This is a genomic window from Pseudomonas sp. 9Ag (assembly GCF_902506445.1).
Taxonomy (GTDB): domain Bacteria; phylum Pseudomonadota; class Gammaproteobacteria; order Pseudomonadales; family Pseudomonadaceae; genus Stutzerimonas; species Stutzerimonas stutzeri_AB.
In genome coordinates this window covers 1,942,749-1,956,079 of sequence record NZ_LR733836.1, presented here as the reverse complement: position 1 = coordinate 1,956,079, position 13,331 = coordinate 1,942,749, and the positions used below count along the sequence as shown (strand labels likewise).

Annotated in this window: 10 protein-coding genes; 7 read left to right on the top strand and 3 right to left on the bottom strand. The window is 54.3% G+C overall.

The window, feature by feature from the left end; translation table 11 throughout:
- Positions 1–238: 238 nt before the first annotated feature.
- Both ALTERO38_RS08600 and ALTERO38_RS08595 read left to right on the top strand, forming a co-directional pair.
- Positions 239–520 (top strand): AlpA family transcriptional regulator, encoded by a 282-nt coding sequence (locus ALTERO38_RS08600; protein ID WP_159968060.1) that lies wholly within the window; start codon positions 239–241, stop codon positions 518–520.
- Entirely contained in the window at positions 517–1,923 is a 1,407-nt protein-coding gene (locus ALTERO38_RS08595) for a YfjI family protein (RefSeq protein ID WP_159968058.1), read from the top strand. Before ALTERO38_RS08600 ends, ALTERO38_RS08595 begins: the two co-directional genes overlap by 4 nt.
- Here the strand turns inward: ALTERO38_RS08595 and ALTERO38_RS08590 are convergent.
- From ALTERO38_RS08590 to gltA, 3 genes are all read right to left on the bottom strand, one after another.
- The gene (locus ALTERO38_RS08590) at positions 1,913–2,491 is read right to left on the bottom strand and encodes a hypothetical protein (protein ID WP_159968056.1); all 579 of its coding nucleotides are present in this window, start codon (positions 2,489–2,491) and stop codon (positions 1,913–1,915) included. The genes ALTERO38_RS08595 and ALTERO38_RS08590 overlap by 11 nt on opposite strands.
- 342 nt (positions 2,492–2,833) lie before the next feature.
- Complete coding sequence (locus tag ALTERO38_RS08585) at positions 2,834–4,228, bottom strand: site-specific integrase (protein WP_159968055.1); 1,395 nt, start codon at positions 4,226–4,228, stop codon at positions 2,834–2,836.
- 1,115 nt (positions 4,229–5,343) lie between these two features.
- Entirely contained in the window at positions 5,344–6,615 is a 1,272-nt protein-coding gene (gene gltA / locus ALTERO38_RS08580) for a citrate synthase (RefSeq protein ID WP_102836259.1), read from the bottom strand.
- A gap of 363 nt (positions 6,616–6,978) precedes the next feature.
- On the opposite strand from gltA, the gene sdhC reads away from it, so the two are divergent.
- From sdhC to ALTERO38_RS08555, 5 genes are all read left to right on the top strand, one after another.
- Positions 6,979–7,353: a succinate dehydrogenase, cytochrome b556 subunit gene (gene sdhC / locus ALTERO38_RS08575; protein ID WP_159968054.1), complete on the top strand. Its 375-nt coding sequence runs from the start codon at positions 6,979–6,981 to the stop codon at positions 7,351–7,353.
- A complete protein-coding gene (gene sdhD / locus ALTERO38_RS08570; protein ID WP_102836261.1) occupies positions 7,347–7,715 on the top strand; it encodes a succinate dehydrogenase, hydrophobic membrane anchor protein in 369 nt (122 codons plus the stop codon). The genes sdhC and sdhD overlap by 7 nt, the downstream gene beginning before the upstream one ends.
- A 3-nt stretch (positions 7,716–7,718) precedes the next feature.
- A complete protein-coding gene (gene sdhA / locus ALTERO38_RS08565) occupies positions 7,719–9,491 on the top strand; it encodes a succinate dehydrogenase flavoprotein subunit (RefSeq protein WP_102836262.1) in 1,773 nt (590 codons plus the stop codon).
- Positions 9,492–9,501: 10 nt separating this feature from the next.
- Positions 9,502–10,206 carry a succinate dehydrogenase iron-sulfur subunit gene (locus tag ALTERO38_RS08560; RefSeq protein WP_045426311.1) on the top strand — a complete coding sequence of 235 codons (705 nt, stop codon included), beginning with the start codon at positions 9,502–9,504 and terminating at the stop codon, positions 10,204–10,206.
- A 290-nt stretch (positions 10,207–10,496) separates the two neighbouring features.
- On the top strand, positions 10,497–13,328 hold the full coding sequence (locus ALTERO38_RS08555) for a 2-oxoglutarate dehydrogenase E1 component (protein WP_159968053.1): 2,832 nt from the start codon (positions 10,497–10,499) through the stop codon (positions 13,326–13,328).
- Positions 13,329–13,331: the final 3 nt, after the last annotated feature.

Here is a 13,331-nt window from a genome sequence, read left to right as displayed (position 1 = left end):
GCTGGAGAGCATCGCTACTCCGCTATTGCTGCTACGAATAGCAGAAATAGCAGAAATAGCAGAGTAATACAGCTGAATTGGCGCCTTGAACGATGCGTCAACTTATCTTGGCCCATGGATTTCGGCCATACGCAATAGATGTGCTTAAATAAAATTCTGATCGGAAAGCGCTGCCGGTTACACCTAACTTCTCGCTGCGTAGCATCCCTTCGCATTGGTTCTGAGCGGAGGAAAAGCCATGCAGCGGTCAGTTGGTGTGAAAGATAGCGACGAGCGGGGCTTCGACGATCGAGCGGTTGAACGAGTGCTGCGGTTAAAGACGCTGAGCGCACTTCTCGGAGTGGGGCGATCGACCATTTACGATTGGATGAATAGTGGGTCTCCTAGGTACAACCCGTCATTTCCCCGGCCCTTCAGGCTTTCGGGAGGCAGCAGAGGCGCCATTGGTTGGCTTTCGTCGGACGTTGCTCGTTGGCTCGATTCTGTTTCTGTGGCCGATAGAGCAGGGGTGGGCCAATGAGGTCAGCAGTGCTGCCGAGGGTCAATGCATCGTTCCCGTATTTGCCGCAGAAGTGGCTTTTTTCTTCGGCGATAAGGGAGGCGGAGAACAATATTCAAGCCCCGCAGCCTCTGATCTGCTTCTCTGCGTTAACGGCGCTATCAGTAGCTTTGCAAGGACTTTATGACGTGCGCAAGCCGAATGGCCAATGTGTACCGACGTCCGTCATGTTGCTTAGTATTGCTCAATCTGGAGAGCGTAAGTCGACCACAGAAAATCATTTCATGGAATCAATAAACGACTTGCAGCGAAGCGAGTATATTTCCTATCAGGCTAGCGTTAAAAAGTGGGAGTCTAAGTTAAAGATATGGAATGAAAAAAATAAAATAATTCTTAAAGCTATAGGAAAAAAAACAGAGAAGGGCGAGTCTACCGACGAGGAGGAAGCGCGTCTGTTGGCGCATGGGGAGCAGAAGCCTGCCAAGCCAAAGCGGTTCAAAATCATTTATGATGACTCAACGCCCGAAGCGCTTTTCTGGGGGTTGAATAGTGATTTATCCACTGCCGGCTTGATATCAAGTGAGGGTGGGAGCGTGCTCAACGGGCGAGCTCTCAATGACCTTCCTAAGTTTAACGCTATTTGGAGTGGTGACTCTATTACGGTTGATCGAAAGACAGCAGACAGTTACGAGCTTATCAACGCTAGGTTGACAGTATCGATAATGGCTCAGAAAAGCGCTTTCGAAGAATATGTAAGACGTTGTGGGGAAAAGGCCAGAGGCTCTGGTCTTTGGGCTCGTTTCTTGGTTTGTCATCCTGAGTCGACCCAGGGAAGTAGGTTTATAAAGAACGGGGTTCTTTCGTGGAAGTACAAAGAAGAGTTTCAAAAGCGGCTCGCCACAGTTGTACGTGAAAATCTCCGTCTACTCGATGACGCTTCCGCTAGCCGAAAGGTATTGGAATTCTCTCGCGAGGCTGCACAGTTGTGGCTAGATGCATTTAACGAGATAGAGTCTAAAATAGTGGCTCATGAAAGGTTCGATGGGCTAGGCGATCATGCTTCAAAATTGGCTGATAATATTGCACGTGTTGCTGCGCTTTTGCATGTTTTTGAAGAGGGTGATACTGAGATCTCCAGGGCTACACTTGCTTTTGCAATCGATTTCTGTACGTGGTGCTCAGATGATTTTTATAGGCTTTTTATGCCGCAAAGACAGGAAATTAGCGATGCAATAGAGCTAGATGAGTGGTTGCAGAAGTTTCGCGAAAAAGGAGCTACATGGATGTCAGCAAACTATATTCGCCAACACGGGCCTTATAGGTTGAGGAGCAAGTTGCGCTTAGATGCGGCGCTGAAGGAATTATGGCTTGATAGGCGTTTAGAGTTTTATAAGCAAGGCAAGACTAAGTGCATCACGCTCTAGTTTTTGGTGGTCTTTTTTGGTGAGACTGATAGGTGGTTTTAGGGATTCCCCGCTTCGACAGAGATTTCAGGATGAAATCCGCAGTATCTGAGACGACGCGATCAAAACGACTGGACTTAATGAAATCATCTAACGGTTTTTCCAAATGAGCTGCTGCTTGTTGAGCGCTTTTCCAAGCCCCGCTGGGGGGGGATTTTAAGAGTTCGACTAAATGGTCTTCTACTTCGGTTCTAATTTTCTTTGTGGCTTGGCCGCCGTGCGATGGGCCCTTCAGGCTGTTCGCTGCGTTTTCTATAATTTGTGCGTATCCAGATACAAAGCCTAGATAGTAAGCTAGATGTGGCGACAAGGCTTCTGCTTGTAAGTTATTTTTTTGCTCAAGCTCTTTTATTGCCGCGCGCTGATATAGCTTGGCGTAGAAGAAGTTAAGGGTTAGAGGGTTGGCTTGTTCTGTGGTTCTGGTCCAGCATGAAACGATTGTTTCATTGCTTATGATGCTGCTGTTTAGGAGTTTATCAATGCGTTTGCTAAATCCATAGCCATCCTCATCCGGCCAAAGCTCTTTCATTATGGTTCTTAGCTGTATCGAGGCTTTCGCTACGACGGTGTGGATGTCTTGGTTGCTTATTTCGCTTGGTAGTATTGGCGCTGGGATCGTTGTCATTCTTATCTTACATCTAGTGAGTTAATTAAGGGCGCCGCTGTGTGTGCAAGTATTACAACGTGGCTTAAGTTGAGATTTAAATTGCTCGACTAGGAATAATCGGTATTATGTTGTTAACTGTTTTTCAACGTTAAAGCGCTTGTTAAACCTTTATGGGCTCCGGGCTGATGTGTGTGACTATACAGCGACGCCGCTTGCTGGCTGATCCATTAAACGTTAGTAGCGAGTGTTTCAAACATTTGCGGCTCACGGCGCGCCCATCTTGGATGCTTGCGGTGCGTCGCCCGGCCAGGAGGGGACACGCTGGGTCAGCTGCTCGAGATGCTGGCCGAGGACCAGCCAAGCTCCGGCCATTTCCTTCGTGTAACTATGACGCTGGTACGTACGTTTCACCTTGTTTTCCTCGGTGTGATTGAGGCAGCGTTCAGCGACTTCTGGAAGAACGCCTAAAGCAGTCATTAGCGTCGCCCCGGTTCGCCTGAGATCATGTGGGGTCCATTTCCCACCTTTTAGTATAAGAGCTTGGGCTTTGGCGCTGCGATTGTTCAAAATTCCTTGATCAGGCTGGCGTTGTCTATCACCTAATTGTTTGGTCACAGTTTTGGAGCAGACTGGGCCGGTATCTTTGGTGTTGGGATAGCACCACTGGCTTTTTCCGCTGAAGGCCTCGACTATCTTGAACTGGTGAATGGCAAATTTGGATAGGGTCACAGAGTGAGCTTTGCCATTCTTGCTATCTTCAGCTGGGATGACCCAGCTGCCTGCTTTCAGATCGATGTTTTCCCAGCGCGCGTTCATCAGCTCACCGATACGGCAGCAAGTGGAAAGGGCGATCCAGATTGCCGCTTCCGTCGAAGGAAGGAGGCCCGCATTAGGGGCCTGCCTAGCAAGGAGGCAAATTTCTCCTTCACTAAGCACCCGATCCCGTTCAACATCTTTACCGCCGATTTTGGACTTTCGGATGCTGGCGGTCGGATCATGATTGAGAAGATCTCGGTCAACCGCAAATCGAAACATCTGTCGCATCAGACTGAAAATCAGCTTGGCCATACGGTTGACACCGCGGGCTAACAGAGCGTCAGTCACCTCTGTGATATGGCCTTTTCTTACCTCATCAAGAGGCAGCGCGCCGAGACGCGGTAGGACGTCCTTGTTGAACATGCGGCGAACCTCATCGCCACCATCCTTGCGGTTGATCAGGTCAACCTTCGCCCAATGATCAAACAGGTCCTGGACGGTTTTCCTGGCGGCCAGTCGGGCTGCGGCCGCTTTCGCGACTGCTTCGGCAGCAGCTATCCGCGCTAGCTCAGCGTCACGCGAAGCGGCACGGGCAGCTTCCTCCGCCTCGAGATGTTGCTTAACATCCTTGATGCCAGATTTATGAAGCCCAGCAAGCTCCTTGGCTCTTAGCCCCGCCTCTGCGAGCGTCATCGTTCCTTCGCTTCCGTCACGGCTGTACGTGCCGATGGGGAAGGTCACGCGCTCGCTGCTGCCGTTGGTGTAGCGAAAATAGAAGAGGCGTTCGCCGCTCGGGGTGATACGTGCGACCAGGCTGCCGTGCCCCCAAATAGCGACCTCGCTCAGCCACTTGTCGCTTGCGCCGGGTTTAGCGGTCATCTGACGATCTGTAATCTTGGCCATTTGGGCGGCTTCTCCGTTGCCAATTCGTTGCCATTTGAGATTGTCTGGTTGCCAATTGGTTGCCAATTGAGATCGGCTTTGGTCGTATGGCTTCGGAGTATTTTGGACAAGAAAAGGGCTAGAAGCCAGCAAAATCAATGGTTTGCTGGTCGGTCTCGGATCGGGTCGAACTCGTTAGTGCAATTAATCACCTGTATGGGGTGCAAGGGGTAGAGTGTTCGAATCACTCCGTCCCGACCAAAAAACCTAAAGAAATCCAGTCGCCTAGCGGTGACTGGATTTTTTTATGTCTCATGGTTTCTTGGCTTTGAGAGTTTACCGACTGCTGAGGTTGTCGGCTGGGCTGGGGCGTCACTTTGGTTTCAGAGGCATGCTAGATGTGTCTCCCAGTGATGCGGCGCAATGCTGCGGGGGTGCGTTGAGTGGTTTGGCTAGGCAATCTCGTGGGTGGGCTCAGTCGCTAGCCATCGAGGATAAGCGCGTACGCCTATCCGCTGCATCAATCATGCTTGTGCGGGTTCGGGGTGTTCGGGGTGTTCGGGGTGTTCGGCTTGGATGCGGATGGCTACAGTGATCGCCTGTCGCTCTCGTGCTGCGTCTGATCGCGTCCCGCATCGTTGGTGTGGTGGCAGGGTGGGGCTGAAGCGGTTCCAGCGATTCCGCCGGTGCTTGCCAGTAGCGCCACTGCGCGATAGGGCCTGATTGCATGCGGCTGCGTCGGTTTCGAATTAAGCTTTTGCAGGCGCTGTCTTGGTCAGCCATTCTCAGCGCGCAGCTCTGGCTTACATAATAGTTGTTGAGTATTGATGTATCGGTAAGGCCGCAGGGCAGTATCGCGGCAAGTTAATCAGCGCAACCGCGAAATGGGTCTGACTAGGTTGGCCGTGGTTATTGCCGTGGAGCTTTGGCGGAGAAGCTTGGTGTGGCGAGATGCTGCCTCGGCGGCTGAAGTGCTCTCGATGAACGCGCAGGTTGGCGTGTATTTAGCCCGCAAATGCTCTGCGGGATAACAGGCTTCGCATTAAGAAAACGCCCGGTGCGCTGCGCCGGGCGTCTGAATCTACCTCATCCTCAGGCCTATAGGCCTGTTACTTCAGGTGGCGGTTCGCCCTACCTCAGCGAGGCAGGTCGCGCTGCGGATGACCAGTGTAAAGCTGGCGCGGGCGACCGATCTTCTGTCCCATTGCAATCATTTCTTTCCAGTGCGAGATCCAGCCGACGGTGCGTGCGAGGGCAAAGATCACGGTGAACATACTGGTTGGAATGCCGATTGCCTTAAGAATGATGCCGGAGTAGAAGTCAACGTTAGGGTAGAGGTTGCGTTCGGCGAAGTAGGGATCGTTTAGCGCAATCTCTTCAAGCTTCATCGCCAATTCGAGCTGTGGGTCGTTGATGCCGAGTTCGCTCAGCACTTCGTCACAGGTTTGCTTCATGACCTTGGCACGGGGGTCGAAGTTTTTGTAGACGCGGTGGCCGAAGCCCATAAGTTTGAACGGGTCGTTCTTGTCTTTGGCCTTGGCCAGGAAGGTTTCGATATTCGAGACATCGCCGATCTCATCCAGCATGGTGAGCACGGCTTCGTTGGCGCCGCCATGTGCCGGGCCCCAAAGTGCCGCAATGCCGGCCGCGATGCAGGCGAAAGGGTTGGCGCCGGTAGAGCCGGCCAGGCGCACTGTGGATGTCGATGCGTTTTGCTCGTGATCCGCATGCAGAATGAAGATGCGATCCATGGCCTTGGCTAGAACCGGGCTGATCGGCTTCACTTCACACGGCGTATTGAACATCATGTGCAGGAAGTTTTCAGCGTAGTTCAAATCGTTTCGCGGATACATCATCGGCTGACCCATGGAGTACTTGTATACCATGGCAGCGAGGGTCGGCATCTTGGCGACCAGACGCACCGCGGAGATTTCGCGGTGGTGTGGGTCGTTAATGTCCAGGGAGTCGTGATAGAACGCTGAAAGCGCCCCTACAACGCCGCACATGATGGCCATTGGGTGCGCGTCGCGGCGGAAGCCGTTAAGGAACGACTTTAGCTGCTCATGAACCATTGTGTGGTTCTTGACGGTGCTGATGAACTTGGCTTTTTCTTCAGCGGTCGGCAGCTCGCCGTTGAGCAGAAGGTAGCAGGTCTCGAGATAATCGGCTTTTTCAGCCAGTTGCTCGATTGGGTAGCCGCGGTGCAGCAAAATTCCCTTGTCACCATCGATATAGGTGATCTTGGATTCGCAAGAGGCGGTGGACATGAAGCCGGGGTCGAAGGTGAAGCGACCCGTGGAGGTCAAGCCTCGTACGTCGATTACGTCGGGCCCTACGGTGCCGGATAGAACGGGCAGTTCGATGGCGTCTGCGCCTTCGATGATCAACTGCGCTTTGTTGTCAGCCATGTATGGCCTCCTGTTTTATGCTTGGAATCATCATGGCCCCCCACGCAGGGCCCGCATCACTATAGTGAGATAAATCACAAAGTCAATTTGGGTGAGCCGCCAGCTGTAGAGGGGGTTTAGGGGTGAATTCGCATCACAGAAAAGGCTATTTACGCGAATTCCAAACCCAGGCGCCATCCGCCTTTAGTGGCACTTCACCACATTGTCATTAGCGACCTAACTGTTTATAATCGGCGACCGACCGGCAGGGGCCTTACAGGCAGTTTCCTGTGGGTTGTCACTCGTGGGTGGCGGGTACCGCTGCGTGCTCTTCCCAACAACTTTGCCCTGCGGTTTCGGGGCTCTCAAGTGTGATAAAAAGCCGTGAAAAGCCAACGACCTGTAAACCTAGATCTTAGGACAATAAAACTCCCAATCACTGCTTACACCTCAATACTTCACCGCATTTCTGGCGTGATCTTGTTTGTTGGTGTGGCCGTCCTACTGCTTGCGCTTGATGTCTCTTTGTCTTCTGTCGAAGGCTTTGAAGATGTGAAAGCGTACCTCGGTAGTCCGCTGGCTAAGCTGGTGGTCTGGGCTTTGCTCTCTGCGTTGCTGTATCACCTGGTGGCCGGTGTGCGCCATCTGGTCATGGATACCGGCCATGGCGAAACGCTGGAAGGCGGGAAGCTGGGCTCGAAAATCGTTTTGGCCGTATCGGCAGTGCTGATCGTTCTGGCGGGAGTTTGGATATGGTAACCAACGTCACCAACTTTTCCCGCTCGGGTCTTTACGACTGGATGGCTCAGCGCGTTTCAGCGGTGGTCCTGGCGGCTTATTTCCTCTTCCTGATCGGATACCTCATGGCAAATCCGGGGCTGGAATACGCTCAGTGGCATGCGTTGTTCTCCGCTCAGTGGATGCGCATCTTCAGTCTCCTTGCACTCGTTGCCCTCAGTGTTCATGCATGGGTTGGTATGTGGACGATTTCCACTGACTACCTGACCAACATGGCTATCGGTAAGTGGGCTACCGGCGTGCGTTTTCTCTTCCAGGCGGTGTGTGGCATAGCCATGTTCACTTTCTTCGTCTGGGGCGTGCAGATTCTTTGGGGTATCTGATCCATGGCTAGCATTCGTACTCTTTCTTATGACGCCATCATTATCGGTGGTGGTGGCGCGGGCATGCGTGCCGCGCTGCAGTTGGCACAAGGTGGCCATAAAACAGCGGTGGTAACCAAGGTTTTTCCGACGCGCTCGCACACCGTTTCTGCGCAAGGTGGCATCACCTGTGCTATCGCTTCGGCCGACCCGAACGACGATTGGCGCTGGCATATGTACGATACCGTCAAGGGCTCCGATTACATCGGTGACCAGGATGCTATCGAATACATGTGTTCTGTTGGCCCGGAAGCTGTGTTTGAGCTCGAGCATATGGGCCTGCCGTTCTCCCGTACAGAGCAGGGCCGTATTTACCAGCGCCCATTCGGTGGCCAGTCCAAAGACTATGGTAAGGGCGGCCAGGCGGCTCGTACCTGTGCTGCGGCTGACCGCACCGGTCATGCGTTGTTGCACACCCTGTACCAGGCCAATTTGAAGGCGGGTACCTCCTTTCTCAATGAGTGGTATGGCGTAGATCTGGTGAAGAACCAGGATGGCGCTATAGTCGGCATCATCGCGATCTGTATCGAAAACGGTGAAACGGTGTATATCCGTTCCAAGGCTGTGGTGCTGGCGACCGGTGGCGCGGGTCGTATCTATGCATCCACTACCAATGCGTTGATCAACACCGGTGACGGAATCGGCATGGCACTGCGTGCTGGTGTGCCGGTTCAAGACATCGAAATGTGGCAGTTCCATCCGACCGGTATCGCCGGCGCTGGCGTGCTGGTGACCGAAGGTTGCCGCGGTGAGGGTGGCTACCTGATCAACAAGCATGGCGAGCGCTTCATGGAGCGTTACGCGCCGAACGCGAAAGATTTGGCTGGTCGTGACGTTGTTGCTCGTTCGATGGTCAAGGAGATCCTGGCTGGCAACGGCTGTGGTCCAGATGGTGACCACGTGATGCTGAAGCTCGACCACCTTGGTGAGGAAGTTCTGCACAGCCGTCTACCTGGTATCTGCGAGCTGTCGAAGACCTTCGCGCACGTTGATCCTGTAACTGCTCCGGTGCCTGTGGTCCCGACCTGTCACTACATGATGGGTGGCATTGCCACTAACATTCATGGCCAAGCGATGACCCAGGATGCAAACGGTAATGACAAGATCATTGACGGGCTGTTTGCGGTAGGCGAAGTGGCGTGCGTGTCGGTTCATGGTGCCAACCGTCTGGGTGGCAACTCCCTGCTTGACCTTGTTGTATTCGGTCGCGCAGCCGGTCTCCATCTGGAAAAGGCCCTGAAAGACGGCATCGAGCACCGCGGTGCGACTGAAACCGACCTGGACGTTGCTTTGAATCGTCTCGCCAGCTTGAACGAGCGGACAGAGGGCGAAGACGTCGCTTCACTGCGTAAAGAGCTGCAGAGCTGCATGCAGAACTATTTCGGTGTATTCCGTACGGGCGAGTACATGCAGAAGGGTATTGCACAGCTTGCTGATCTGCGCCAGCGCATCGCTAACGTTAAGATTTCTGACAAGAGCCAGGCTTTCAATACCGCGCGTATTGAAGCGCTGGAACTGCAGAACTTGCTCGAAGTGGCTGAAGCAACTGCCATCGCTGCGGAAAATCGCAAGGAGTCGCGTGGCGCGCATGCCCGCGAGGATTTCGAAGAGCGTGATGATGAAAACTGGCTGTGCCACACCCTGTACTTCCCGGGTGAGAAGCGCGTAGCCAAGCGTGCCGTGAACTTCTCTCCGAAGACTGTTCCGACTTTCGAACCTAAGGTTCGGACTTACTGAGGTCGCCGATATGTTGCAAGTGAGCGTTTATCGCTATAACCCGGATAAAGACGCAAAGCCCTATATGCAGGACTTTCAGGTCAATACCGATGGTAAAGACCTGATGGTGCTCGACGTGCTTGCCCTTATCAAAGAGCAGGACGAGGGCTTCTCCTATCGCCGCTCGTGCCGCGAGGGCGTTTGTGGCTCGGACGGCATGAACCTGAACGGCAAGAACGGGCTGGCCTGCATCACGCCGCTCTCGTCTGTAGTCAAAGGTAACAAGCTGGTTGTTCGTCCTCTACCCGGTTTGCCAGTTATTCGTGACTTGGCGGTCGATATGGGCATCTTCTATAAGCAGTACGAGAAGGTTCGCCCGTATTTGATGAACGATACCCCGGCTCCGGCTATCGAACGTCTGCAGAGTCCGGAGGATCGGGAGAAGCTTGACGGTTTGTACGAGTGCATCCTTTGCGCTTGCTGCTCCACCAGCTGCCCGTCCTTCTGGTGGAATCCAGACAAGTTCCTCGGACCCGCTGCGCTGCTACAGGCTTATCGATTCCTGGCCGACAGCCGCGACACCGAGACTGAGAACCGTCTGTCTGCTTTGGATGATCCGTTCAGCGTGTTTCGCTGCCGGGGCATCATGAACTGCGTGAGCGTGTGCCCGAAAGGGCTGAATCCGACCAAGGCCATTGGCCATGTGCGGAATATGCTGCTGCAGAGCGCAACCTGATGCACCCAAAGCGTCTGCGAGTATTAATAGTAGTTGCAGGCCTTTAATGCTTTACCGCGACACCTACGGCGCCTGAGTTCAACTCGGCGCCGTAGTCTTAGTAGGAACCCCAGCTCACAAAGCCGTGGTTTCGCTCTGAAAATTTGATGACCAGCAGGGGCATCCGGGGTGGTTCTCGGAAACTATCTGCGCGGTCCGTAGTGGCTTTACCTGGGTCGCTGCTTCAGAACTTGGGAAGTCATGCTGCGGTCTCCACGCTGGTGGTGTCTCCTTATCGAAGGTGACCAGACATGCAAGAAAGCGTAATGCAGCGCATGTGGGACAGTGCCCACCTATCCGGTGGTAACGCTGCCTATGTGGAAGAGCTCTACGAGCTCTACCTGCACGATCCCAACGCTGTGCCAGAAGAATGGCGCACCTATTTCCAGAAGCTGCCAGTCAGCGGTGGCGCTGCGGCCGATGTATCGCATTCGACAATCCGCGATCACTTCGTGTTGTTGGCCAAAAACCAACGCCGCGCTCAGCCTGCTTCGGCCGGTAGTGTCAGTAGCGAGCATGAGAAGAAACAGGTCGAAGTCCTGCGTCTTATTCAGGCGTACCGGATGCGGGGCCATCAGGTGGCTCAGCTTGATCCGCTCGGCTTGCAGCAACGGCCGGCGCCCGCCGATCTGGCAATCAACAACTACGCTCTGACTGACGCCGATCTGGATACGGTATTCCGTACCGGCGACCTTGCCATGGGCAAAGATCAGGCAACCTTGCGTGAAATTCACCAAGCGCTGCAAGAGACGTATTGCCGCACTATCGGGGCTGAGTTCACCCACATCGTCGACTCAGACCAGCGCAACTGGTTTCTGCAAAGACTCGAAAGCGTTCGTGGTCGCCCGTCTTTCTCGCCTGAAATCAAGAGTCACCTGCTTGAGCGGCTGACGGCTGCTGAGGGCCTGGAAAAGTACCTGGGCACCAAGTATCCGGGCACCAAGCGTTTTGGCCTTGAAGGTGGCGAAAGTCTGATTCCATTGCTGGATGAAATAATCCAACGCTCAGGCTCTTATGGCACCAAGGAAATCGTCATTGGCATGGCCCACCGTGGCCGCCTCAACGTACTGGTCAACACCTTCGGCAAAAACCCGCGCGACCTCTTCGACGAATTCGAAGGCAAGAAGGTTGAAGGCCTCAGTTCCGGCGATGTGAAGTATCACCAGGGCTTTTCCTCGAACGTGATGACTCCGGGTGGCGAAATACACTTGGCGATGGCATTCAACCCGTCGCACCTGGAAATCGTTTCGCCGGTCGTTGAAGGCTCCGTCCGTGCCCGTCAGGATCGTCGTTGCGATGCGGTGGGCGATAAGGTTCTGCCGGTCACGATTCATGGTGATGCCGCCGTGGCGGGGCAGGGCGTCGTGATGGAAACGTTCCAGATGTCCCAGACTCGTGCGTATCGCACGGGAGGTACCATCCGGATCGTGATCAACAATCAGGTTGGCTTTACCACCAACAAGCAAGAAGATGCGCGCTCCACTGAGTATGCGACCGACGTTGCAAAGATGATCCAGGCGCCGATCTTCCACGTGAATGCGGATGATCCAGAAGCTGTTCTCTTCGTCACGCAGCTCGCAGTCGATTACCGGATGCAGTTCAAGCGCGACATTGTTATCGACCTGATTTGCTACCGCCGTCGTGGTCACAACGAAGCGGATGAGCCTAGCGGCACTCAGCCACTGATGTATCAGAAGATCGCCAAGCAGCGCACTACGCGTGAGCTGTATGCCGATTCGCTGACGCAATCAAACGTTCTCGACAACGAGCGCGTTCAGGCCAAGGTCGACGAGTATCGTGCCGCGTTGGACAACGGTCTTCACGTGGTCAAGAGCCTGGTCAAAGAGCCGAACAAGGAATTGTTTGTTGATTGGCGTCCTTATCTGGGTCATACCTGGACTGCTCGCTACGACACGCGTTTCGAATTGAAGGCGCTGCAGGAGTTGTCCAGCAAGATGCTGGCGGTGCCGGAAGGCTTCGTTGTTCAGCGGCAGGTTTCGAAGATTCTCGAAGATCGCCAGAAGATGGGAGCCGGTGCGCTCGCCATTAACTGGGGCTACGCCGAGACACTGGCCTATGCAACCCTGCTGTTCGAAGGCCACCCGGTTCGTATCAGTGGTCAGGACGTGGGTCGGGGCACCTTCTCGCACCGCCATGCGGCGTTGCACAACCAGAAGGATGGCAGCACCTACATCCCGCTTCAGCATCTTTACGAAGGCCAGCCTCGCTTCGACCTCTACGACTCCTTCCTGTCGGAGGAGGCGGTACTGGCGTTTGAGTATGGTTATGCCACTACCATGCCGAACGCATTGGTGGTGTGGGAGGCTCAGTTCGGTGACTTCGCCAACGGTGCACAGGTCGTCATAGATCAGTTCATCACCAGCGGCGAGCACAAGTGGGGCCGGCTGTGTGGTCTGACCATGCTATTGCCGCACGGCTATGAAGGGCAGGGACCAGAGCATTCGTCAGCACGTCTGGAGCGCTATCTGCAACTGTGCGCCGAGCACAACATCCAGGTGTGCGTGCCGACAACTCCGGCTCAGGTCTATCACATGCTTCGCCGGCAGGCGATCCGTCCCCTGCGCAAGCCTCTGGTAGCGCTGACGCCGAAGTCCCTGCTGCGTCATAAGCTGGCGACCTCGACTCTGGAAGACCTGACCCAAGGTTCTTTCCTGACTGTGATTCCGGAGGTCGATCAGATCGATCCGAGCAAGGTCGAACGCGTTGTCATGTGCAGTGGCAAGGTTTACTACGATCTGCTGGACAAGCGCCGTAACGAAGGCCGTGAGGACATCGCCATCGTTCGTCTGGAACAGCTGTACCCGTTCCCAGAAGATGATTTGGCTGAGGTGCTGGCGCCTTACCAGAACATCAAGAATATCGTCTGGTGTCAGGAAGAGCCGATGAACCAGGGCGCCTGGTATTGCAGCCAGCACCATATGCGTCGTGTTGCCGTCGCGCACAAAAAGGAGCTGTTCCTGCAATACGCGGGTCGTGAGGCTTCAGCAGCGCCTGCAGTCGGTTACGCCTCCATGCACGCCGAACAGCAGGAAAAACTGCTGCAGGACGCCTTCACCGTTTAATCA